This window comes from Arthrobacter endolithicus, assembly GCF_026627425.1.
Lineage (GTDB): Bacteria > Actinomycetota > Actinomycetes > Actinomycetales > Micrococcaceae > Arthrobacter_M.
On record NZ_JAPNLH010000008.1, the window covers coordinates 77,089 to 99,607 of the forward strand.

Here is a 22,519-nt window from a genome sequence, read left to right on the forward strand (position 1 = left end):
GGAAAGCCATCCCATGACCGACGCTGTTGATCTGATCGATATTGATTCCCTGCTGAGCCCGGCGGAAATTGCCCTGCGTGCCTCCGTCCGGTCTTTTGTGGACAGCACCATCAAACCCAACATTGCCCAATGGTACGAGGACGCGATCTTTCCGCTGGACATTGTGCCGGAAATGGCGAAGCTGGGCCTGCTCGGCATGCACCTGGTGGGCTACGGCTGCGCCGGCCGGTCCGCCGTTGACTATGGCCTTGCCGCGCTGGAACTGGAGGCCGGTGACTCAGGCCTGCGGACCTTCGTCAGTGTGCAGGGTTCGCTGGCCATGAGTGCCATCTACAAACACGGTTCCGAGGAACAGAAGAACGAGTGGCTGCCGCGGCTGGCCAGCGGCGAGGCGATCGGCTGCTTCGGCCTGACCGAGCCTACCGCCGGTTCCGATCCGGCAGCGATGAAGACCTTCGCCCGCAGGGATGGCTCTGGCCCGGAGGCGGACTGGATCCTCGAGGGGAGCAAACGCTGGATTGGCCTTGCATCCGTGGCCAAGGTCGCGGTGATCTGGGCGCAAACCGACGACGGCGTCCGCGGCTTTGTGGTCCCGACCGACACGCCGGGATTCACCGCGACAGCGATCGAACCGAAACTGTCCATGCGCGCCTCGATCCAATGCGACATTGCACTCTCCCAGGTCCGCCTGCCCGCTGGGGCGGTGCTCCCCCACGCGAAGGGCCTGCGCGGGCCGTTTGAATGCCTCAACGAGGCCCGGTACGGGATCATCTGGGGCGCCATGGGGGCAGCGCGGGACAGCTATCAGGCGGCCCTGGCCTACTCCCAGGAACGCCTGCAGTTCGACAAGCCGCTGGCGGGATACCAGCTGACGCAGGAGAAACTCGTCAACATGGCGCTGGAAATCGATAAGGGAACCCTGCTGGCCCTGCATTTGGGCCGGCTCAAGGATGCCGGCAGGCTCAGTCCGCAGCAGATTTCCGTCGGTAAGCTCAATAACTGCCGGGAGGCCATCGCGATCTGCCGGGAGGCCCGCACCATCCTTGGCGGAAACGGCGTCACCCTTCACTACTCACCGCTGCGGCACGCGAACAATCTGGAGTCCGTGCGTACCTATGAGGGAACCGATGAGGTGCACACCCTGATCCTGGGTCAACACATCACCGGAATCCCGGCGTTCCGGTAGCAGCGCTCCGGCGCTGCACCCGCAATTACTGTTCTGCGTGTTCGGCGACAAGTATCAGGTGATTATCATCGGCGAGCAGGTCCCGAGCCAGTTGCTCCAACCGTCTGGCCAGTTCCGGATGTTCCCCGGGAGACCAGCCAGACAACAGCTCCGTCAGCCCGTCGCGCCGCGCTGCGGTCAACCGGTCGACGACGGAACGTCCGGCCGCGGTGAGCGTCAGTTCTTCGCCGCTTTCGGCGCGGACATCGGCGGCGTGGGCGCCCCCGTCCGTCCGTCCCGGCTGCGGACTCCTGCCACCCGCGCCCGTCCGGTAACCCCGACGGCCGGTGCCGCCGTCGTCGTCGGGCTGCCCAGTAGTGTTCTGTCCCGAGGAATTCTGCCCATTAGTGTTCTGTCGGAACGGCAGGGCAGTCACCAGTTGCGAACGGACTAGATCCTGGATCGGTGAGGCCAGCTCCGCCTCATCAATGCGTAATCCGTGCGCCAGTGCGGCCAGGCTGCTGGCAGACTCTTCGGGGAACCTGAAGAGCAGCCACACGGCATCCGGCTCCAGTTCAACGCCAGCCACCCGCGCGAGGCGCCGGTACATCTCGGGGCGGTTCTCGCGCTGCAGCAGGTGGTTGAGCTTGCGTTCCACTTCCTGCAGGGAGGTGCGGCCCTCCGGCGGGATAAATGCCTCGGCAGCGTCGTTGTCCACCGTGCCGCGCAACCGCAGCTCGGGCAGCAGCAGGGTAAGGATGAAGGCCAGTACGCCAATCGGAGCCGCGATCAGAAATACGCTCTGCAGGGCGTTGGCGTACTGGGCAATGAAGTCCGCCCGGGCCGCAGCCGGCAGCAAGGCCAGCTGGGCAGGATTGATGTTGGCCCCGCTCAAGCCGGCGGGCAAGGTGTGGGTTGCCAGCACCGCAGCGAATATTGCACCGAAAACGGCAGAACCAAATGAGCCGCCAATGGATCGGAAAAACGTTGCGCCTGAAGTGGCGGTGCCCAAATTGCTGTAGTCCACGGCGTTCTGCACCGCGATCACCAGCACCTGCATGACGCCGCCAATGCCGACGCCCAGGACGAACATGAACAGCCAGACCAGGACGTCAGGCGTGTTTTGATCCATGGTGGAAAACAGGAACAGCCCCACGGTCATGATGGCGGTGCCAGCCACCGGGAAGATCTTGTAGCGGCCCCAGCGGGAAATCAGCAGCCCGGATCCGATGGAGGTCAGCAGCAGTCCGCCCATCATCGGCAGCAGCTGCAGCCCGGAGCTGGTGGCCGCCTCGCCACGGACCACCTGCAGGAACAGGGGCAGGAAGGTGATCGCGCCGAACATGGCGAAACCGACAATGAAGCCGATGCCGCTCGCGACGGCAAACGTCCGGTTGCGGAACAGGCTCAGCGGAATGACCGGCTCCTTGGCACGCCGCTCGATCAGCACGAAGAGCACAATCAGCACCGCACTGGCTACGGCCAGTCCGATGATGAACGGGGAACTCCAGGCGTACGAGGTGCCACCCAGGGTGGTCACCAGCACCAGGCCGGTGGCGGCAGCGGCCAACGACGCGGTGCCGACGTAATCGATCTGGCGCCGGATGCGTTCCCCCGAACCGGGCAGCACCGCCGAAACAACGACCAGCGCCACCGCCCCGAGCGGGATGTTGACGTAAAAAACCCAGCGCCAGGACAGGTGGTCAACGAACAGGCCGCCGATCAACGGACCCACGACGCTGCTCAGTCCGAAGACAGCGCCGAAGTATCCCTGATATTTCCCGCGCTCCCGCGGCGACACTACGTCCCCGATGATGGCCTGCGCGCCAACCATCAGCCCGCCGCCGCCCACGCCCTGAATGGCGCGGAAGGCGATCAGTTCACCCATGCTGGTGCTGATTCCGGCCAGCACAGAACCAAACAGGAAGATCACGATGGCGGCCAGGAAGAAAATTTTGCGTCCATAGAGATCGCCCAGTTTGCCCCAAAGCGGTGTCAGTGCGGTGGACGCGAGCAAGTACGCGGTGACAATCCATGACAGGTGGTTCAGCCCGCCAAGGTCCCCGGCGATGGTGGGCAGCGCCGTCGCCACGATGGTCTGATCCAGCGCGGCAAGTAACATCCCGAGCATCAGCGCCCCGATGATCAGCAGGCGGGCACGACCCTGCACCGGCACCGCCTGCGCCTTCCGTTCAGCCATGGGCTTATGCTAGTCCTGCAGACTTGAGCTTCGGTAGACCCGGGCCAGGGAACCGCTCACTCCCTGAGGATCCAGCGGCGGAAGATACATGCCGCTGTTGACATGGATAGTTGGATCAATGTCCGTGGGCAGGACGCGCGGGGCCGAACGCGCCGCTAGTGGTTGGCGAAATAGACCCACACGCCGATTATCCACGTGCCGCCGGCGAGCGAAGCGAAACCGAACTCTGCCAGCACGCCCAGGCCCGTGGCTTTAAGCGCCGCCGTGCTGGATGAGCAGGCAGCGGCGAAGCTGCGCTGCCGGGCCAGCTCGCTGCCAAAGAGTCCCAAGGCAAAACCGATCAGTAGCCCCACCACCGGAATGGCAAAGAAGCCCACGATGCCCAGTGCCAGGCCGGCCAGAATGGAACTCCCCGGAATCTGCCGCCGGCGCATGGCCCGTCCGGTCAGAACCGCACTGGAGACCATCCCGGCCGTCACCAGCAGAAGTCCGATGCCGAACACCACCCACCCGACAGGGCTCGACACCGCGATGGCCCATGCCAGCAGGCTGAGCGCAATCAGGATACTGCCCGGCAATACCGGCACCACGACGCCGACGGCTCCGAGAAGAATGAGCAGGCCGCAGATAATGGTCCAGAGAAGTCGGGCATCCATGCCCTTAGTCTGACACCTGGCCGCTAGTCAACGCTCTTGATTTTGACGACGAAGACGGCACCGAGCAGCCCAATCACCGCCGCGACTATATACAAAAGCAAGTAGCCGCCGTCTACCGCGGTCACCAATAACCAGGCGACCGCCGGCGCGATTACTTGCGGCAGCGAATTCGCCACATTGATCACCCCCATGTCCTTGCCGCGGTCGGCTGCGAACGGAAGAACCTGTGTCAGCAGCGCGAAATCCACTGCCAGGTAGGCACCATAGCCAACACCCAGGACCGCAGCTCCGACCAAGGCACCGGGCCAGGTCGGGAAAAAGGCCAGAATGAGCGCGGCGAGGGCAATGATCACGGAGGAACCGATCACGAAAGGCTTGCGCTTGCCGACCCGGTCCGTCCAAAGTCCGCCAATCACGGCCGTCACGAGGGTCATCACCGCGTAAATACCCGTTAGTATCAGCACTCCGAACGCGGGATTCGGGTAATGCACCGCGTCGATGAGGAAGAACAGCAGATACAGCGTCACCAGGTGCGTGCCGACGTTGACAAGGAACCGTGTCAGCCAGGCCCAGCAGAAATCCGGGAAAGCAAAAGGTGTAAAGAAGCTGACAATGAAGCCTCGCACCGAGAACGGCGGTCGCAGTGCCGGATCCAGAGGCTGGTCCTGGGAGGAGAACAGGTACAGGACGATGCCGAGCATCAGCGCCGCCGCACAAATCATGTAGCCCAGCGTGAAATTGCCGGCCACGGCGGCTGCCACGCCGGCACCGACCAGGATGCCGGCGGTGGTCCCCATCGACGCGAGGCCGCCGACAGTGCCACGTTGGCGGACGGGAACCCGGTCCGGAATGGCGGCGGTGATGGCCGCAACCGCGCCGTTGCAGCCCAGCTGGACCAGGCACCATAGCGCGGTCATCCCCGCCACGCCGGGTGCGACGGTGAGGCCAAGCAAGCCGATGGTTCCCAGCAGAGCACCGATCAGCACCCAGGGAACTCGGCGGCCAAACCGGGACAGCGTCCGGTCTGAGAACGCCCCGAAGAGGGGGTTTGCCACCAGTGACACGGCCGCGCCGCAGCCGGTCACCAGGGCCAGTATGGCCTCTTTATGCGGGGCGTCAAAAAAGATGGCCTGCTGGCCCAGCAACACCTGGATCGGGCCGAAGAACGCGGCGTTAATGCCGACATTCACCAGGACCACGCCGGCGGTCCAGCGTGGACGCACGTTCAGGACCGGCTCGTTGAGGGCGCTGACCCCGGGGGGAATGTTCATGGCGGGGAAACTCTCCGCCGGCTGACCGAACGTCATGGCATGCCTTCTTCCCCGCAGACAACCGCCGGTGTCTGTGATCGGCGCTGTTGGTGATCAGCGGTGTTTGTGATCAGCGTAACGCCATCGGGGCGTCGCGTCCGGGCTGGGCTGGCCGGCACGGTTCAGGCGGACGGACCGGCACGGTTCAGCAATCCCGGGCGCGCACCTTTTCGATGATTCTCAGCACCTCCACCGCGTCCGCCGGGTCGACCGGAAGCGGACCGCCGTCCAGCAGCGCCGCAGCGAGCAGCTCGTAGAAGGCCGGGAAGTTGCCGCGTTCGGTCGGCACCGGAAGCAGAGCTACATCCAGGCCCAGTACACCCCAATTTTGCTCCGGGTCTTCGCCATACCCCGGGGTCCCGGGCAGAACGCCGGCAATGATCTGTGCCTCCTGCAGGTCCGCCGTGGTCTTGGTGTACGCCGCCGTAGAGCCGAGCACGCGCAGTCTCGGACCCTTTTGTGCGGCACTGAGATTCATCCACAAATGCGAGCGCACGCCATTTGCGTGCAGCAGTGCCACGAAATCGTCGTCGTCCGCTTTTTCCTGCGGACGTCGGGCACTTAACTCGCCGTACACCTGCGTCACTGGACCGAAAAGCTGCAGCGCCTGATCAATCAGATGACTGCCCAGGTCATACAGCAGGCCGCCGCCCTCGCGGGCCGTGGCGTCGGCTTTCCAGGGCTTGGAAATTTCCTGCGACCAGCGCTCCATCCGGGATTCAAAGCGGTAAACCTCCCCCAGCGCGCCCTCGTCCAGCAGTTTACGCAGCGTCAGGTATTCACCATCCCAGCGCCGGTTTTGGTAGACGGTCAGCGGCGCTCCCACCTCGGCCGCATGATCCATCAATTCCTGCCCCTGGACCGAGGTGAGCGCAAAGGGCTTGTCAACGACGACGGCGATCCTGCGGCTCAGGGCCGCGTGCGCCAACGGCGCGTGGCTGGACGGGGGAGTACCGAGGACGGCCAAATCAAGTCCTGGCCGGGCGAAAAGTTCATCTGCGGTGTCCACAATCCGTGCCTGCGGGTACCGCCGCTGCGCCAGAGCCTGCCGTTCCGGATTGGCAGTGACAATGAAATCCAGGCTGTACCGCGGATTGGCGGCGATGGCGGGAGCGTGAAAAACGCTGCCGGCCAGGCCAAAGCCGACTACGGCGGTGCGGATGAGCTGCATGGCTGTCACCTTACCGCCAGTGTCCAGCTCGGGAGGATCGGCGTCCGGATCGTGCGGTCCGCACTGGCATCAAACACTCTGGCTCCCTCGCGGTGGGAAGCATTAGGCTCGGCAGAGTGAAAACCGACCACTTACCTTTGACCAATTCAGTTTCCGCTCCCAGTGTCCATCCCGGCGGCGGACGCGTCGTCGTCGCCGTCAGCCGGCCGGACTTCGCCGCGGATGCCTCGGTAGGCCAGTTGTGGACCATCCCGTTGCCCGACGGCAGCCCGCGCCGCCTGACGCGCGGGTTTCACGACGGGTCGCCTCGGTTCTCGCCCGACGGGGAAGTCCTGGCGTTCCTCCGTTCGTGGCCGGGAAAGGCGCCACAGCTGCACATCATGGACGGCTCCGGCGGCGAGCCGCAGGTCATCACCGACCGGCTGCTCGGCGTCGAAGACTTCGATTGGTCTGCCGATGGGCGTGCCATCTGCTTCTCCTCCCGGGAACCGGCGGAGGGCCGTTACGGCACGATCGAGGGCGTCGGCGCCGGCGCCGAAGATCCCCGCCTCATCACCGGCTGGCGCTACCAGGCCAACGGCGTGGGGTACGTCACGGACAGGCGCTCTCAACTGTTCATCGTCGACGTCCCCGCCGTCGACGCAGAGCCAGCCGTCGAACCGGTGGGTCGGGCCGCCGCATCACGGTCGTCCGATGTTCCGTTCTCCGCCGTTCCCATCCCGCGCCAATTGACCACGGACGATGCCGATCACGCTGCACCGCGTTGGGCAGCCGATGGCAGGACCATCCTCTTCACGGCCAGCCTGCACGAGGACGCGGACAGCGATCTGCGGGCCGACATCTTCTCCATCCCCGCCAAGGGCGGTTTCCCGCGGCAACTCTCGGGGCTCGCCGCCGGAGTACGGTTCAGCGCGATGGCCGGCACGCAATCCGCCGACGGGCAATGGCTGTACTACGTGGCCGCGGACATGGGACCCTCGGGCACCGACTTCCTGGCAGCCCACTACGGCGTTTGGGTCGCCCCGGTGGCCGACCCTGAGGACGTCCGCCGGCTGAGCGACGCACTGACCACCGATTTTACCGAGAACGGGGACCGCCTCATTACTTACGGCGCGGACGGAGTCCTCGCCCTTGACAGATCCCGCGGCGGGACGCGGGTGCTGGCCTTCAGTCCGCACGGCGAACCCCGCATCCTCGCCGAGGGACGCTTTGTGGCGACGGCACTCGACTCGGCCGCTGACGTCGTCGTCATCTGCTACAGCGACCCGACGAGCTTTGGTGATGTCGCCGTCGTGACAGGCGGCGAGCTGGCGCGCCGCAGTGATTTCTCCGCGGGGTTCCGGGCCGAGGCCGGTATTATCCCCATGCAGGAGTTCAGCACCAAGGCCGGGGACGGGTACCCCGTGCACGGCTGGGTGCTTTTGCCGCAGGGTCCAGGTCCGCATCCGGTGCTGGTCAACATCCACGGTGGCCCGTTCGCCCAGTATGGCTGGGGCCTGTTCGATGAGGCGCAGGTATACGCCTCGGCCGGATATGCGGTTCTCATGTGCAATCCGCGCGGATCGGCAGGGTACGGATTCGATCACGGCCGGTCCATCCGCGAAGCCATGGGCACGGTGGACTTCCACGATGTGATGTCCTATCTTGAAGGGGCGCTGGCTGCCTTCAGCGAGCTCGACGGTGCGCGGCTTGGCGTGATGGGCGGTTCGTACGGGGGATACCTCACGGCGTGGACCATCAGCCAGGATCATCGGTTTAAAGCCGCCATCGTCGAGCGCGGATTCCTGGATCCGGAAACGTTCACGGGAACCTCGGACATCGGGTGGTACTTTTCCAGCGAATACACCGGCACCGACCCGGACAGGGTGCGGGCGCAGAGTCCGATGGCCCAGGCCTCCGAGGTGCGCACCCCCACCCTGGTGATTCATTCGGAGCAGGATCTGCGCTGCCCCCTGGAGCAAGGCCAGAGGTACTATGCGCAGTTGCGCCGGAACGGGGTCGACGCCGAGCTGCTGATCTTCCCAGGGGAGAACCATGAGCTCTCCCGCAGCGGAACACCGCATCACCGCAAACAGCGCTTCGAGCACATCCTGCGCTGGTGGAACAAGTACCTTCCGGTGCAGACGGTGCAGACACCCCGGTAGGCTCAACCCGGTAGGCTCAACGCATGGCCCACCTTTCACCGCGCGCCGCGCCGCCACTGCCCGACGAAGAGGCCCGGGCGCTGGCGCATGTGCTTCAGGCGGACAAGGACGTGACGATTTTCGTCGACGGCACCGTGCACCGGCTCTCCCCGGCAGCGGTGGAAGCCGTACTGGATCTGCTGGGCCGGCTCTCCCGCGGCGAGGGCATTATGGTCAGCTCGGTGGAAACCCTCCTGACCACGTCTCAGGCCGCCGAGGTAGGCGGGATTTCGCACACATACCTGCGCCAGTTGACCGATGCCGGGACCATCGCGGTGCAATACCGCGGCACGCACCGGCGGATCCGGCTGCAGGACATGCTCGGCTGGTTGGCCACGCAGCCGAATGCGCTCGGTGCGGATGGCCTTAAATCCGGGGACGCTGCTGCCAACGATCGGCCTTGAGAGCCAAGTGCAGTTCCAACCGGATCAGGCCGCGCAGCGGATCGGTGCCGATCAGCGAACGGACCCGGGCAATCCGGTTGTAGACGCTGCTCCGGTGCAGATGGACGGCATCCGCGACGTCCTGCACGGCGCCGTCGCTATCGTAGAGCAGCTCCAGCACCGGCAGCAGTTCGGCGTTGCGGTCTGCCGCCTGCAGATTGCGGTAATGCACTGAGGACATCTGCTCCCACCGGCCCGCGGCCAGCAGTTGATAAACACCGGTAGCGCAGTAGTCCAAGACATCAGTCAGCTGCGGCTCCACCGCAGCGGCCTGGACCGCCACCTTGGCCTGCAGGTATGCCGCGGTCAATTGCCGGGGGGCGGCAAAGGACTCGCTGAGTCCGAGAATAGTCCGCGACGTCGATCCGGATCGTTTGGCCAGTTCGCGTTCGTAGCGATTCCGCACGGTGGCCTGTCCGGCGTGGGACTTTCCGGCCGGGGCTGAGCGGAACAAGATCACCGCATGCGTGTCGGTGCCGGCACTGAACAGCGCATCGTCGACGCCGATGCTGGCCTGCAGGGCAGCGGTGCGGTGGATCAGGGTCTGCGCCAGTGGATCTGCCTCGTCCGAACCCGTGGATCCCGCGCGGGGGGGCGACGGGACCTGGAGCAGGACCGCCAGCTGCCACGGACCACGCAGCAGCATGTCCTCCCGATCTGCAGCCGCGGCAATCGCCGCCGGTTTCCCCAGACAGGCGGCCAAGAAGTCCTGTTCGCGGCGGCGCCGGTTCTCGGATTCCGCCGTGTTCGAATCGAGCAGCAACGAGGACAGCAGATCCAGCTCATTGCGGACGTCGGGCAATTCAGCGAGGATCGCCGTCGCCGTTAATTCCGATTCCTCCTGCTGCACCCATAGGTAGCCCACGCGGAAACCGCGGACCAGCAGCGGGACACACACCCGGCCCAGCATGCCGAGTTCGGCATTGGCAGGAACGACGACCGGACGCACGGCGGCGGAGATTCCATGGGCCAGCTGCCAACCGCTGACATCCGCCGGAACACGCTTGCTGAGCAGTAGATTCACCCGCACGCGGTCGGCATGAACCTGCCCGGAACTGTAAGCCAGAAGGATGCCGTCAAGGTCCTCAAGGGAGAGCCCGCGCCGCAGCTTCGCAGCCAGCTGCTCTACCAGCTGCTCCACGTCAGTAGTCTGCATGCTTAAATCCTACGGGCGGGCTACGACAGCAGTCGACACTTGACGCTTGCACACTGGACATCTGTCGAGCAGCCGGGGGTGACATCTCCGGATTTCCGGGCCGCAGGGAATCCATGTCAACACGATGCACAGCCTGGCCCGTCCTCTACGTCACATCGGGCCCTAAGCTGATATCCCGGCGGGTCAGACGGACGGGCGGGGGGCTCGGGCCGTTGCCCCGGCCCGAATATCACTGCAGACCTACGGAGAATCCCATGATTGTTGCCATCCCCAAAGAAATAAAGAACAACGAATTCCGCGTCGCCATTACCGCCTCCGGCGTGCACGAATTCAAAGATCACGGGCATACCGTCCTGATTGAGAAAGGGGCCGGCACCGGTTCCAATATTACCGACGAGGAATACGCGGCTGCAGGCGCCGAGCTCGTTGAAACGGCCGCGGAGCTGTGGCAGCGCGCGGATATGGTGATGAAGGTCAAGGAGCCCGTTGCTTCCGAATACGGCCACTTCCGCCAAGGCCTGGTCCTTTTTACCTACCTGCACCTGGCCGCCGAACCGGAGCTCACTGCGGCGCTGCTGGAATCCGGGGTGACGGCGATCGCCTACGAAACGGTCCAGACCGGCCGCAGCCTGCCGCTGCTGGCGCCGATGTCCGAAGTTGCCGGCCGGCTCTCCGTGCAGGTGGGCGCCCAATGCCTAACCGCACCCGCAGGGGGGCCGGGGATCCTGCTCGGCGGCGTCCCCGGGGTCCGGCCGGCCAAAGTCGTCGTACTCGGGGCGGGAGTGGCCGGGAGCAATGCCGCGGCCATGGCCGTCGGCGCCGGGGCTGAGGTCACCATTCTGGACATCAACATCGAGCGGCTTCGCGAGCTCGGGGCCATTTACCAGGGCCGGCTGAAAACGGTGGCCTCCAACCGGCTGGAAATCGAACGATCCCTGCTGGAGGCTGATCTGGTGATCGGCTCGGTGCTGATCCCGGGGGCCAAGGCCCCCAAGTTGGTCACCAATGCCATGGTCGCCAAGATGAAGCCGGGCTCCGTGCTGGTCGACATCGCCGTGGACCAGGGCGGCTGCTTCGAGGACAGCCACCCCACCACACATCAGAATCCGACCTTCGCCGTGCACAATTCGATCTTCTACTGCGTGGCGAATATGCCCGGTGCGGTACCGAACACCTCCACCTACGCGCTGACCAACGTCACGTTGCGCTATGCCGTTGCGTTGGCAAACCTCGGCGTCAAAGAAGCATTGCGCCGGGACACATCGCTTGCCGCCGGCCTGAACGTTGCCGGAGGCAAGGTCACCCATCACTCGGTTTCCACCGCACACGGACTCGAGCTGGCGCAGGACTGGTCGGGCCTGCTCTGATCCCGCAGCTCCAAGGCGGGCGCAAGAGGAGGACGACGGCGATCCCGCCGACCGCCGTCGTCCTCCCCGAAAGGAACCGCCGACAGCTGCGCCTGGGTCCAGTGGAAAACATTTGACGACTATTATGCAACGTACGGCTACCCTTGAGCTGTGACCTACGAATCAACCAGCACTGAAAATCCGTCCCTTGCCGATCGTGCCGGCGAGATGCTTCCGGCCGAGACCCAAGACGCCTTGGCTCGTGCCGAGGCCATCAGCTGCGAAATGGTGCATCCGCACGAGGCCCTGTTCTCGGACCGTGCGGCCAACATCAAGCAGTCCGCGGTCCGGGATGTTTTCGAAATTTCCATGCAACCCGGGCTGGTCTCCCTTGCCGGCGGGAACCCCTACCTGCAATCGCTGCCGCTGGATCGGCTGGGGGCGGCAGCGGCGAAGATCATTGCCGAGCAGGGCCTTGAAGCGCTGCAGTACGGCGGCGGACAGGGAACGCTGGAACTTCGCCGGCAGATCTGCGAGGTGATGGCCGCCGAGGGGATCACGGATGCGGACCCGGACAATGTGGTCATCACCGCCGGTTCACAGTCCGCGCAGGACGTCGCCGCAAAGGTTTTCTGCAATCCCTCAGACGTGATTTTGATTGAGGATCCCACCTACGTGGGTGCCCTGAACACCTTCGAGGCCTATCAGATCGATGTCCAGCCGGTACTGGTCGACGACGGCGGACTGATCCCCGCTGAGCTCCGGCGCCGGATCAGGGAGCTGCGCGCCGCGGGAAAAACCGTGAAGATGCTCTATACGATCCCCAACTTCAGCAACCCCTCTGGAGTCACCCTCGCGGCGGACCGGCGCCCGGAGATCGTTCGGATCTGCCGGGAGGCCAATATCCTTATTTTGGAGGATAATCCGTACGGCCTGCTGAAGTTTGATGGGAATCTGCAGACACCCCTGCGGGCCGGGAATCCCGATGATGTGCTGTATTTGGGCTCGTTTTCGAAAATCTTCGCCCCCGGTCTGCGGATCGGCTGGGCACTGGTGCCGGCGCATCTGAAACAGCGCTTTTATCTGGCCAGTGAAGCCGTCACCCTCTGCCCTCCTACCTTCAACCAGATGCTCGTCTCCGCCTATCTGCGGGACTTCGATTGGATGGAGCAGGTCCGCACCTACCGGGCGCTTTATCAGGAACGCTGCGACGCCATGCTCGCGGCCCTGGCCGAGCACATGCCGGAAGGTGTGACCTGGACAACGCCGGAAGGCGGATTCTTTATCTGGCTGACCCTCCCCGAACACGTGGACACGTATCCGTTGCTGCACCAGGGAATCGAGGCCGGCGTGGTCTTTGTGCCCGGCGCCGCCTTTACATCCGTACCCGGTCCGAGCAATACACTTCGGCTCGCGTTCAGTTCCGCGACCCCGGAAAATATTCAAGAGGGCGTCCGCCGGCTCGCGCCGGTCCTGCGTGCCGCCGCCGGCACCCCCAACTGACGAAATCCAGCGGGTGCGATGATCAATCCAGGAGCAGGGCCGGCTCCTCCATGATCGAGGCAACGTCGGCCATGAACCGGGCAGACAGGTCACCGTCCACCACCCGGTGATCGAACGAGCCCCCCAGCGTCGTGATCCAGCGCGGGATGACCTCGCCGTCCAGGACCCATGGCTTGAGCTTGACCGTTCCGAACGCCACAATCGCCACCTCGCCCGGATTGATGATCGGTGTTCCGGTATCGATCCCCAGTGCGCCGATATTGGTGATGGTCAGCGAACCGTCCGCCATTTGTGCCGGTTGGGTCTTCCCGGCGCGCGCCGTGCTGGCCAGATCGTTCAGCGCCACAGCCAGTTCCTTCAGCGACAGATCCTGGGCGTCCTTAATATTGGGGACCATCAGCCCCCGCGGAGTGGCAGCCGCGATGCCCAGATTCATGAAATGCTTCACGATGATCTCGTCCCCGGTCCAGGTCGCGTTAACCGACGGATTGCGCGCGGCAGCCCAGATTACCGCCTTGGACAGGATCAGCAGCGGCGAGACTTTGATGCCCTCGAAGTCCCGCGAGGCCTTGAGCCGCTTGACGAATTCCATGGTCCGACTGGCATCGACATCCACAAAAATACTCACGTGCGGGGCGCTGAAGGCACTGAGCACCATCGCTTTGGCGGTCGCTTTGCGCACACCCTTAACCTGGATACGCGAAATCCGCTGTTCCGCCGCGGGATCCGGGCCGCGCTCCGGAGCGGACTGCCAGAACGTTCCGGCGCCGTCCTGCTCGGCGGTCCGCTGATCCTGATAGCTGAGCAGATCCTTCTTGGTAATCTCCCCGCGCAGCCCCGTCGGCGAGACGTCGCTGAGGTTGATTCCCAGATCCTTCGCGGCCTTACGGACCGGAGGCTTGGCCAGCACGCGCGCCACCCTTGCTTCGTTGGCGGGCGCGGCGAACGTTGGAACGGGTGGAACGGGCGACGGCGGAACGGTCGCGAACGCCGACGCCGGCACAGCCGCGGACGCGGCGGTGGCTCCCGGGGCGGCAGGGGTTTTCCGCGGCCGGCGTATGACGGCGTCGGCCTTCGGCCCCGAACCGACGAGCGGCTTGTGCCCTTCGGCGGCAGGGCCGGGCGCGGCAGCGGTCGTCTGCGCTGCCGGGGACACTGACCCACGCGCTGGCGCTGCGGAAACGTCCGCCTCCGAACCGATACTGATGATCGCGGTGCCGACGTCGACCGTCTGCCCTTCATCGACCAGCAGCTGCGCGACTATGCCGGCATAGGGCGAGGGCAGCTCCACGATCGACTTCGCGGTTTCAATCTCAACCAGGACATCGTTGACGGCCACCACATCGCCCAGTTTGACTTTCCAGGAAACGATTTCCGCCTCGGTAAGCCCCTCGCCGACGTCGGGCAGATTGAACGTGTTTAATGCGGACATCCGTCGCGCCTTTCCCTAGTACGCCAGCGCGCGGTCAAGCGCCTCAAGGATCCTGTCGATGTCCGGCAGGTAGTGCTCCTCCACCCGTGCCACGGGGTAGGGCATGTGGAACCCGCCAACGCGCAGGGCAGGTGCCTCCAAAGCATAAAAACAGCGTTCGCTGATGCGCGCCGCTATTTCGCCGCCCAGGCCGCCGAAGGTCGGCGCCTCATGGGCCACGATCAGCCGGCCCGTCTTTTCCACCGAGGCGGTGACGGCATCGAAATCGATCGGGGAAATGGAGCGCAGATCAATGACCTCCACGCTGTGACCCTCCTGATCCGCCGCCTCCGCGGCGGCCAGTGCCACCGGAACCAACGGGCCGTATGCGACGACGGTCGCATCCGTCCCTGAGCGCAGCACCTGGGCTGAGAAGGCGTCCAGACCGGCCGACTCGGTGTTGACCTCGCCCTTGAGCCAGTATCGGCGCTTGGGCTCGAAGACGATGACAGGGTCCGGACAAGCGACGGCCTGCTGGATCATCCAGTAGGCATCATGGGCGTTGGAGGGTGAAATGATCCGCAGCCCGGCGGTGTGGGCAAAAAGCGCTTCCGGGGACTCGGAGTGGTGTTCAATGGACCCGATCCCGCCGCCGTAGGGGATCCGGATGACCACCGGAGCGCTGAGCTGCCCGCTGCTGCGGGTGTGGATTTTGGCCAGCTGGGTGGTGATCTGGTTAAAGCCGGGGAAGACAAAGCCATCAAACTGGATCTCGCAGATGGGGCTGTAGCCGCGCAGGGCCATCCCAATGGCGGTGCCGATGATGCCCGATTCCGCCAGTGGCGTATCCATGACCCGGTCCGCGCCGAATTCGGCTTTCAGCCCTTCGGTCACGCGGTACACCCCGCCGAGCGCACCGATATCCTCGCCCATAATCAGCGCTTTGGGGTTAGCCGCCAGCGTGGTCCGCAAGCCTTCGTTAATGGCCTTGGCAATAGTCATGGTCGTCATGGCGCACCCGTTTCATTCCCGGCAGCGGATCCGGTGCCGGGTTCGGCGAAGGATGCAGCGTAATTCTCGAACCAGGCCAGTTCCTCGGTCACCAGCGGATGGGTTTGGGCGTAGACATTGGCGAAGGATGATCGAATGTCCGGAACGGTCATGGCCAGTGTCGTCTTGCGGACAGAGGCGGCCAAGGCGTCGCCGTCGTCCTTCACGGAGCTGAAAAACGCATCATCGGCAAGATTCTCGGCCCGCAGATACTTTTCCAACCGCATCAACGGGTCCTTGGCGCGCCACTTTTCCTCTTCGGCCGCCAAGCGGTATTTCGTGGGGTCATCGGCGGTGGTATGCGCGCCAAGCCGGTAGGTGAAAGCTTCGATCAGCACCGGCCCCTGACCCGAGCGCGCATGGTCCAAGGCCCATTCAGAGACGGCGTGCACGGCCAGCACATCATTGCCGTCCACCCGGATCCCCGGGAAGCCGTAGCCGCCGGCCCTGTTCACCAGCGGAATACGGGACTGGACCTCGAAAGGGACAGAAATGGCCCAGTGATTATTCTGGCAGAAGAAGACCACCGGTGCCTGGTAGGAAGCGGCGAAGACCATTGATTCATGCACGTCTCCTTCGGAGCTGGCGCCGTCACCAAAATAAGCAACGACGGCGGCGGGCTCCGTCGCCGGGTCGGCGGCCAGATCGCGCTGAATACCCATCGCGTACCCCACTGCATGCAGTGTCTGGACGGCAAGAACAAGCGAATAGAGGTGGAAGTTGGTATCTTTCGGGTTCCAGCCGGCATTGGAAATTCCGCGGAAGAGTTTGAGCAGGTGCGACAAGTCGACACCCCGCGTCAGCGCCACACCATGCTCGCGGTACGTGGGGAAGATGTAATCCTGCGGCTCCGTCGCCTGACCGGAGCCGATCTGCGCGGCCTCCTGCCCGGTCAACGGGACCCAAAGCGCCAACTCACCCTGGCGCTGCAAAGCAGTGGCCTCCTGGTCAAAGCGGCGCACCGTGGCCATATCCCGGTAGAAACTGCGCAGCTTCTCCGGCGTCAGCCGCGCAATATACGGACTGAATTTCGCATCATAGCGGAGCCTGCCGTCCGGTCCCAGCAGCTGTACCAGGTTATCCGCCGGCGGAACGTCCTTGAGGGGGGCGTCGCCGACGTCGGAATCCTCAAACTCGGTACTGGGTAGCTGGGCAGCGCCCATACCTTCTCCTCGTCTGCCGCAGCTGCAACGTCGATCCATCTTTGGGGATATATGCTCAAACCGGAATGTTTTTCCGACCCGCGGATACCCTTCTATTTCTTCGGTCCACTGTATCGGCAGCCGGGTCCGCAGGGAATTTATTAAGCGCTAGGAACGCCGCGGCGGTTTTGTATACTCCGCACAGAGTTCCAGAAAACGGGAGTTCGCCTCGGTCTCGCCGATTGTGACTCGGACGCCCTCGACGCCAAATGGACGCACCGAGAGCCCCCGCTGGTCCGCGAGGGCAGCAAACCCGGCGCTGTTGTCCCCCAGATTAAGCCAGACAAAGTTGCCCTGTGCATCCGGAATCTCCCAGCCAAGGCTTCTGAGTCCGGCTGTCACCCGGTCCCGCTCGTCAACTAGGCTTTGTACCCTTTCCACAACTTGAGCGTAGTTCTGCAACGAGGCAACGGCGGCGTGCTCGGCGAGCGAGGAGACGGCAAAGGGTGTGGCCGCGACACGCAGATATTGCGTGAGCTCCGGCCGCGACACCGAATATCCGACGCGCAGCCCTGCCAAGCCGTGCGCCTTCGAGAAAGTCCGCAGCACTACAACATTGGGATACTTGCGGTACATGGCGATTCCGTCAACGGCATTTTCAGCACGGACAAACTCCATATACGCCTCGTCTATCACGATCAGGACATCGGCCGGGACGGAGTCGATGAACCGTTCCGTTTCGGCCGTATACAGTACCGGACCCGTGGGGTTGTTCGGCGTGCACAGCAAAATCACCTTGGTCCGTTCGGTCACGGCCGCCGCCATCGCCTGCAGATCGTGGGTGCCGTCCGCCTTCAGCGGGATCCTGACGCTCTCGGCGCCGGCCAGTCCCACACTTATCGGATACGCCTCGAAGGATCGCCAGGCATAAATTACCTCGTCCGGGCGCCCGTCGTCGTTCTGACCGGCAAACGTGGACAGCAGCTGGTTCAACGCGCCCAAGCTGCCGGCACCGGTGACAATATCATCGGCTGGAACAGCCAGAAACTCGGCCAGTTCACCCCGCAGGCTGGTGCTGAGGGAATCGGGATACCGGTGAATGTCCGCCAGCGAGCGCACGGCGTCCAACACCGCCGGGACGGGACCGAGCGGGTTTTCGTTGGAGGACAGCTTGAAGCTCTCCAGGCCCTCGACGACGGCGGCCGGTTTGCCGGCGGCATATTTAGGCAGTGTGCCCACGACAGTGCGGGGACGAACCACAGCAGCGGCGGTGGGGTTCTCTATAGTCATGGTTCCAGCTTATCGCCGGGATCTGTGGCGCTGCCGGCCAATATCGTATCCCCGCCCGATGTGGGATTATGACGGATGGGTAAATTCGTTGTCCGCGTCCTGATCAACGCGCTGGCGCTGTGGATCGCCAGCGCACTACTCCCCGGTCTGCAGATTTATTCCAGCGGACCTGACGGGCTGGTGCCCGGGAACAGCACGGCGGCCACGGTCCTGGCCTTCATCGCCGTTGGACTCATTTTCGGCATCGTCAATGCTCTGGTCAAGCCGATTGTCAGGCTGCTCTCGCTGCCGATCACCTTCCTCACCTTGGGCCTGTTCACCATCATCATCAATGCCGCGATGCTGTGGCTGACCTCCTGGTTGAGCGGGTACACGCCCGTTCACTTCACCATCGACACCTTTTTATGGACCGCTGTGCTTGCGGCCATTGTCATCAGCGTGGTTTCAATGGTCGCCACCGCGCTCACCGGCATCAACCGACGAAGCATCAGCAAAAGCAGCTAGTCCCGTTTTTGCCCGGTGTCCCTTTTCCTCCGGTTCACGTCGGTGCCCTGATAGACGTACTTGCGGTAGCTCACGACCCCGCTCAGGGCCGCGGGTCCCAGAAACTGCTGCAGCGCCTCCTTGTGCGCCAATACCGAAACGTTTTGGCTGCTGTCCAGCCCAGCAGCGTCGTGAAGGTAGTGATCCAGGCTGTGCGCACTGGCCACCAGCTTCCCGGGGTTGGTCAGCGAACTAAACGGGCGCCGGCCGGTGGTGACGCTCACCCAGTCCGCCGTCTCCGGAGGCGCTGCCAAATCTGCGGCCGCAACGATGTCATCCTCATTTTCCAGATCCATTACCTGGACCCCGGGCTGCACGTGTTGATTCGCTCCGGGTGCGCCGGCAATGTTGATAATCCGCACATTGACCTCAGCGAGGAAGGCTGGGTTGGCTGCCATCGCGGCGGCATGGATTCCTCCTCCACTATGCCCGTTGAGCATCACCGCGTCCCCTGCCGCTGCCCCGGCATCACGAAGTGCCGCCTTCACCCATTCCTCCACCAGAACCTGCCGCTGCGCGAACTCGGCACGCTGAGCGGAGGTAATAGCCTCCAGGTCCCCCTCGACATCCCACGGATTGGCGCCGTCCAGCGGCCACCACTGCTCCGTTCCCGGTAAGTCTGCTATCCACGCGACGGTGCCGTTGCCCCGATCCACCCGCTTGATGACGATTGCTGCCGGGGCCACTTGATAGGCGTCCCTGGAACCGGCCAGCGCATCGTGCAGAGTCGGTGCCATCGTCCCCACAGCAGTATCGGCCGCCGTCCCGGCATCGACAGCAGCGTCAGTTGTCCGGGGGGCCTCCGGAACCGGCCCGGCCCGCGGCCGCTGTTCCGGCGACCATTGTGCCGGGGGGAGCCGCTGCAGCTCCAGGACGCCGGGCACAAAGATCCCCTCGGAGTCCATCACATGCCGCAGCCCGACGGCGGCAACGACACCGGGCGGAGGCAGCGGCGCCGTCCGCCCGGCCCCGGTCATTGCCTGGGACGGTAGTAGGAGCGGGAATCCGAGCACGCCGCTGAGGTAGTCGGGAAGGTGCCCTACAGCGTCTTGGATGACGTCGCGAAGGCCTCGCTGCCGGGCATCCCGGGCAATCGCGATCACCTGACTGCCGATAACAATGGGAGCCAACGGCAGCCCTAAAACGTGCAGCAGCCAACCGGACATGTTCGAATTTACCGCCTTCGCCCGGTCCAATTGGGCCAGTGCCCGGTCTTCACCCGCCGCATAGCGGCTGGAGGCCGTCCGTGCATCGAGGGCGACGGCCTCCAGTTCCATCCGGCAGGTGCTGCAATCCGCGGCGGCACTGCGAAGTTCGGCCATGAGACCGAAGGGGTACGGAGAACCGGCCGGACTACCGGACTCGAAAAGATGAACCGCGCCGGCCGCTGCTTGTTCCACGCCAACCACTTCATCCGCGATGCGCTGCAGGGACGCGCTGGCCAGGACGATCTCGCCGAGCACGTAGCTGACCGATCCCGCTCCTCCCCGTACGGTGTAGCTGCCGGTCGGTGCAGTCAGGAACGCTGTGGGCCGTACCTGCTCCCCCGGCAGAACAAACGGTGACGGCACCCTGTCCGCAGGCATGGGACTGCCGGATTCGCCGTTCGGCGGATCTGCCGCTGACTCCCCGATGCGTTGGGTCATCGCAGCAGTCCCGGCCCGCCTGTCCCTGCGAAGGGATCCGGGCTTACATGACACAAGGATGCCTCCAGTGCTACCGCACGTAGCTGTGCTGCGTACCGCGCCAGCATGGCGGCGGAGTCCAGCAGCATTCCCGCCGCGGCCTGCATCTGCCGTTCCTGGTGGGCCAAAACCTCTCTGAACGCCGCGGCAGCCGGCGATTCCCACCGCAGCTGCCCGGCGCTGTGCACCCGCAGGCGCAGTTCGTCCATGACCGCGGACGCCCGCGACAGTTCGCCGGCAACGCGTTGGACGTCGTCGGCCAGCAGTGCCGAGCGTGCCGCCGTCGTTATCATCTTGCCTCCCGATTGGAGCGTTACCTGCGACGCTAGGGCCTCGCCGGACCCGCCGCCAGAGACTGGCGCTCAGGTGCGGACAAGTTTCCCGCCTGAATCGCTGTGCAGGGACCGTTGCCTTCTGCGGGCGCGTGCCTGGCCGTTCCACTGCCAAGGCGTTGTCACTGCGGCGGCCGGCAGCAGCCGGCAGCGGACTTCATGAAAGAATTGCGGCATGTCTGAATCTGCCGTCACTATTGAATCCGCCGCCCGCACGCCTTCGGGACGTCTCTCATTGGCCGCTGCCGATGAGCGCATCGCGTTGGGGCCGCTCGATGGCCGCTACCAAGGTGCCGTAGCGCCGCTGGTTGATTATCTTTCCGAAGCGGCCCTCAACCGGGACAGGGTGGCCGTCGAGGTGGAGTGGCTGATCCACCTCACCACGCAGCAACTGCTGCCGGGGACCACGGAGCTCAGCGCTGCCCAAAAGTCCCAGCTGCGCGCCATTGTGACCGATTTCGATGCCGCGTCGGTGGCGGAATTGGCGCAGCTGGAGAAGGTCACCGTCCACGATGTGAAGGCCGTGGAGTACTACCTTGGCCGCAGGCTGCCGGCGATCGGTATTGAGAACCTGACCTCGCTGGTCCACTTCGGCTGCACCAGCGAAGACATCAACAATCTCTCTTACGCGCTGGGCATTCAGGGCGCAGTCCAGGATATCTGGCTGCCCGCGGCCCACGCATTGGTGGCCAAAATTACGCAAATGGCCAAGGAAAACCGGGCGGTGCCGATGCTCTCCCGCACGCACGGCCAGCCCGCCACACCCACCACCTTGGGCAAAGAACTCGCCGTCATGGCGCACCGGCTGGGACGGCAGCTGAAGCGGATCGAGAACACAGAATACTTAGGCAAGATCAACGGGGCCACCGGAACCTACGCGGCGCACTATGCCTCGGTGCCCTCGGTGGATTGGGAGCAGGTCTCCCGGAGCTTCATTGAAGGGCTGGGTTTGACCTGGAATCCGCTGACCACGCAGATCGAGTCGCACGACTGGCAGGCCGAGCTGTACTCCGATCTAGCGCGCTTCAACCGTATTTTGCACAACCTGTGCACCGATGTCTGGAGCTATATCTCGATCGGCTACTTCGCGCAGGTACCGGTGCCGGGTGCCACGGGATCCTCCACCATGCCGCACAAGGTCAATCCGATCCGCTTCGAAAACGCCGAAGCCAATCTGGAAATTTCCTGCGCCCTCCTGGATACCCTCGCCGCCACGCTGGTCACCAGCCGATGGCAACGCGACCTCACCGACTCCTCCAGCCAGCGCAACATCGGCGTGGCGTTCGGGCATTCGCTGCTGGCCATCGGCAACGTGGTGGGCGGTTTGGGCCGGTTGGATACAGCAGAAGCCGTCCTGGCCGACGATCTGAACCACAATTGGGAGGTCCTGGGCGAGGCGATCCAGATGGTGATGCGGGCGGAGGCCATCGCCGGAGTTCTAGGCATGGAAAACCCTTACGAGCGGCTCAAGGAGCTAACCCGCGGGCAGCGCGTTGATGCGTCCCGAATGCAGGAGTTCGTCTCCGGTCTGGGGCTGTCCGCAGATGCCCAGGCACGTCTGCTGGCCCTCACACCCGGCAGCTATACCGGCATCGCCGAAGGCCTGGTGAACCACCTGGAGGACTGAACCTGCAGCTGAGTGGGTATATCTGCCCCATAAAACCCCGCGCCAAGGGGCAGATCTACCCACTCGGCAAGACGAGGGGCGCGCGGCCGGAGAGCAACTCGTTCGGTAGCGCGGCCCTTGCGCCGGACGAGCCACCCTACACTGCGCACCCGGCAAAAGGCCCGCACCGGTTAGAGACAGGCGGAGCGGAACCGACCGTACTGGACGGACTGGCGCGGTTGGCTGCACGGGGCCGCTGTGTCCTGGTTGGGGATGACAACCCACACCATGGCGATGCCGGTGCAGCTGGTGCAGGGCCGTGAGCTT

The 22,519-nt window shown here is 64.4% G+C and carries 18 protein-coding genes; 7 read left to right on the forward strand and 11 right to left on the reverse strand.

The window, feature by feature from the left end:
* The first annotated feature begins 13 nt into the window (after window positions 1–13).
* Window positions 14–1,186 carry an acyl-CoA dehydrogenase family protein gene (locus OS914_RS09020; RefSeq protein ID WP_267545726.1) on the forward strand — a complete coding sequence of 391 codons (1,173 nt, stop codon included), beginning with the start codon at window positions 14–16 and terminating at the stop codon, window positions 1,184–1,186.
* A 25-nt stretch (window positions 1,187–1,211) separates the two neighbouring features.
* Here OS914_RS09020 and OS914_RS09025 read toward each other — a convergent pair whose 3' ends face one another.
* The 4 genes from OS914_RS09025 to OS914_RS09040 all read right to left on the reverse strand — a co-directional run bounded on the left by OS914_RS09025 (window position 1,212) and on the right by OS914_RS09040 (window position 6,502).
* Window positions 1,212–3,365, reverse strand: a complete 2,154-nt coding sequence (locus OS914_RS09025; protein WP_267545727.1) for an MDR family MFS transporter — start codon at window positions 3,363–3,365, stop codon at window positions 1,212–1,214.
* Window positions 3,366–3,520: 155 nt separating this feature from the next.
* Window positions 3,521–4,021 (reverse strand): DUF456 domain-containing protein, encoded by a 501-nt coding sequence (locus OS914_RS09030; RefSeq protein ID WP_267545728.1) that lies wholly within the window; start codon window positions 4,019–4,021, stop codon window positions 3,521–3,523.
* 23 nt (window positions 4,022–4,044) lie between these two features.
* The gene (locus OS914_RS09035) at window positions 4,045–5,328 is read right to left on the reverse strand and encodes an MFS transporter (RefSeq protein WP_267545729.1); all 1,284 of its coding nucleotides are present in this window, start codon (window positions 5,326–5,328) and stop codon (window positions 4,045–4,047) included.
* A gap of 148 nt (window positions 5,329–5,476) precedes the next feature.
* Window positions 5,477–6,502: a Gfo/Idh/MocA family protein gene (locus tag OS914_RS09040; RefSeq protein WP_267545730.1), complete on the reverse strand. Its 1,026-nt coding sequence runs from the start codon at window positions 6,500–6,502 to the stop codon at window positions 5,477–5,479.
* 137 nt (window positions 6,503–6,639) lie between these two features.
* Between OS914_RS09040 and OS914_RS09045 the strand changes: the two genes are divergently transcribed.
* Both OS914_RS09045 and OS914_RS09050 read left to right on the forward strand, forming a co-directional pair.
* On the forward strand, window positions 6,640–8,646 hold the full coding sequence (locus OS914_RS09045) for a S9 family peptidase (RefSeq protein WP_267545731.1): 2,007 nt from the start codon (window positions 6,640–6,642) through the stop codon (window positions 8,644–8,646).
* A gap of 23 nt (window positions 8,647–8,669) precedes the next feature.
* A complete protein-coding gene (locus OS914_RS09050) occupies window positions 8,670–9,089 on the forward strand; it encodes a helix-turn-helix domain-containing protein (protein ID WP_267545732.1) in 420 nt (139 codons plus the stop codon).
* Here OS914_RS09050 and OS914_RS09055 read toward each other — a convergent pair.
* Window positions 9,052–10,284, reverse strand: coding sequence for a helix-turn-helix domain-containing protein (locus OS914_RS09055; RefSeq protein ID WP_267545733.1), 1,233 nt, complete (start codon window positions 10,282–10,284; stop codon window positions 9,052–9,054). The two genes, OS914_RS09050 and OS914_RS09055, sit on opposite strands and share 38 nt — an antisense overlap.
* A gap of 254 nt (window positions 10,285–10,538) precedes the next feature.
* On the opposite strand from OS914_RS09055, the gene ald reads away from it, so the two are divergent.
* On the forward strand, window positions 10,539–11,651 hold the full coding sequence (ald, locus tag OS914_RS09060; protein ID WP_267545734.1) for an alanine dehydrogenase: 1,113 nt from the start codon (window positions 10,539–10,541) through the stop codon (window positions 11,649–11,651).
* A gap of 207 nt (window positions 11,652–11,858) precedes the next feature.
* Complete coding sequence (locus OS914_RS09065) at window positions 11,859–13,133, forward strand: aminotransferase-like domain-containing protein (RefSeq protein ID WP_267545812.1); 1,275 nt, start codon at window positions 11,859–11,861, stop codon at window positions 13,131–13,133.
* 22 nt (window positions 13,134–13,155) lie between these two features.
* Here the strand turns inward: OS914_RS09065 and OS914_RS09070 are convergent, their stop codons facing one another.
* The 4 genes from OS914_RS09070 to hisC all read right to left on the reverse strand — a co-directional run bounded on the left by OS914_RS09070 (window position 13,156) and on the right by hisC (window position 18,026).
* Entirely contained in the window at window positions 13,156–14,565 is a 1,410-nt protein-coding gene (locus tag OS914_RS09070; protein WP_267545735.1) for a dihydrolipoamide acetyltransferase family protein, read from the reverse strand.
* A 15-nt stretch (window positions 14,566–14,580) separates the two neighbouring features.
* Entirely contained in the window at window positions 14,581–15,555 is a 975-nt protein-coding gene (locus OS914_RS09075) for an alpha-ketoacid dehydrogenase subunit beta (RefSeq protein WP_267545736.1), read from the reverse strand.
* Window positions 15,552–16,757 carry a pyruvate dehydrogenase (acetyl-transferring) E1 component subunit alpha gene (pdhA, locus tag OS914_RS09080; RefSeq protein WP_267545737.1) on the reverse strand — a complete coding sequence of 402 codons (1,206 nt, stop codon included), beginning with the start codon at window positions 16,755–16,757 and terminating at the stop codon, window positions 15,552–15,554. Before pdhA ends, OS914_RS09075 begins: the two co-directional genes overlap by 4 nt.
* A gap of 147 nt (window positions 16,758–16,904) precedes the next feature.
* Entirely contained in the window at window positions 16,905–18,026 is a 1,122-nt protein-coding gene (gene hisC / locus OS914_RS09085; RefSeq protein ID WP_267545738.1) for a histidinol-phosphate transaminase, read from the reverse strand.
* Window positions 18,027–18,101: 75 nt separating this feature from the next.
* Here hisC and OS914_RS09090 point away from each other — a divergent pair, with 75 nt between their 5' ends.
* Window positions 18,102–18,530: a phage holin family protein gene (locus tag OS914_RS09090; protein WP_267545739.1), complete on the forward strand. Its 429-nt coding sequence runs from the start codon at window positions 18,102–18,104 to the stop codon at window positions 18,528–18,530.
* Here OS914_RS09090 and OS914_RS09095 read toward each other — a convergent pair.
* Together OS914_RS09095 and OS914_RS09100 are read right to left on the reverse strand one after the other, a co-directional pair.
* Window positions 18,527–20,215, reverse strand: coding sequence for a hypothetical protein (locus OS914_RS09095; RefSeq protein ID WP_267545740.1), 1,689 nt, complete (start codon window positions 20,213–20,215; stop codon window positions 18,527–18,529). The genes OS914_RS09090 and OS914_RS09095 overlap by 4 nt on opposite strands.
* Complete coding sequence (locus OS914_RS09100; RefSeq protein ID WP_267545741.1) at window positions 20,212–20,547, reverse strand: hypothetical protein; 336 nt, start codon at window positions 20,545–20,547, stop codon at window positions 20,212–20,214. Before OS914_RS09100 ends, OS914_RS09095 begins: the two co-directional genes overlap by 4 nt.
* A gap of 214 nt (window positions 20,548–20,761) precedes the next feature.
* Here OS914_RS09100 and purB point away from each other — a divergent pair, with 214 nt between their 5' ends.
* On the forward strand, window positions 20,762–22,213 hold the full coding sequence (gene purB / locus OS914_RS09105) for an adenylosuccinate lyase (protein ID WP_267545742.1): 1,452 nt from the start codon (window positions 20,762–20,764) through the stop codon (window positions 22,211–22,213).
* The last annotated feature ends 306 nt before the right edge of the window (window positions 22,214–22,519 follow it).

Bases quoted from the DNA above. Each gene is read 5' to 3' on its own strand.
- OS914_RS09020 (WP_267545726.1), top strand. From the start codon at position 14: ATGACCGACGCTGTTGATCTGATCGATATTGATTCCCTGCTGAGCCCG.
- OS914_RS09025 (WP_267545727.1), bottom strand. From the start codon at position 3,365: ATGGCTGAACGGAAGGCGCAGGCGGTGCCGGTGCAGGGTCGTGCCCGC.
- OS914_RS09030 (WP_267545728.1), bottom strand. From the start codon at position 4,021: ATGGATGCCCGACTTCTCTGGACCATTATCTGCGGCCTGCTCATTCTT.
- OS914_RS09035 (WP_267545729.1), bottom strand. From the start codon at position 5,328: ATGACGTTCGGTCAGCCGGCGGAGAGTTTCCCCGCCATGAACATTCCC.
- OS914_RS09040 (WP_267545730.1), bottom strand. From the start codon at position 6,502: ATGCAGCTCATCCGCACCGCCGTAGTCGGCTTTGGCCTGGCCGGCAGC.
- OS914_RS09050 (WP_267545732.1), top strand. From the start codon at position 8,670: ATGGCCCACCTTTCACCGCGCGCCGCGCCGCCACTGCCCGACGAAGAG.
- OS914_RS09055 (WP_267545733.1), bottom strand. From the start codon at position 10,284: ATGCAGACTACTGACGTGGAGCAGCTGGTAGAGCAGCTGGCTGCGAAG.
- ald (WP_267545734.1), top strand. From the start codon at position 10,539: ATGATTGTTGCCATCCCCAAAGAAATAAAGAACAACGAATTCCGCGTC.
- OS914_RS09065 (WP_267545812.1), top strand. From the start codon at position 11,859: ATGCTTCCGGCCGAGACCCAAGACGCCTTGGCTCGTGCCGAGGCCATC.
- OS914_RS09070 (WP_267545735.1), bottom strand. From the start codon at position 14,565: ATGTCCGCATTAAACACGTTCAATCTGCCCGACGTCGGCGAGGGGCTT.
- OS914_RS09075 (WP_267545736.1), bottom strand. From the start codon at position 15,555: ATGACGACCATGACTATTGCCAAGGCCATTAACGAAGGCTTGCGGACC.
- pdhA (WP_267545737.1), bottom strand. From the start codon at position 16,757: ATGGGCGCTGCCCAGCTACCCAGTACCGAGTTTGAGGATTCCGACGTC.
- hisC (WP_267545738.1), bottom strand. From the start codon at position 18,026: ATGACTATAGAGAACCCCACCGCCGCTGCTGTGGTTCGTCCCCGCACT.
- OS914_RS09090 (WP_267545739.1), top strand. From the start codon at position 18,102: ATGGGTAAATTCGTTGTCCGCGTCCTGATCAACGCGCTGGCGCTGTGG.
- OS914_RS09095 (WP_267545740.1), bottom strand. From the start codon at position 20,215: ATGACCCAACGCATCGGGGAGTCAGCGGCAGATCCGCCGAACGGCGAA.
- OS914_RS09100 (WP_267545741.1), bottom strand. From the start codon at position 20,547: ATGATAACGACGGCGGCACGCTCGGCACTGCTGGCCGACGACGTCCAA.
- purB (WP_267545742.1), top strand. From the start codon at position 20,762: ATGTCTGAATCTGCCGTCACTATTGAATCCGCCGCCCGCACGCCTTCG.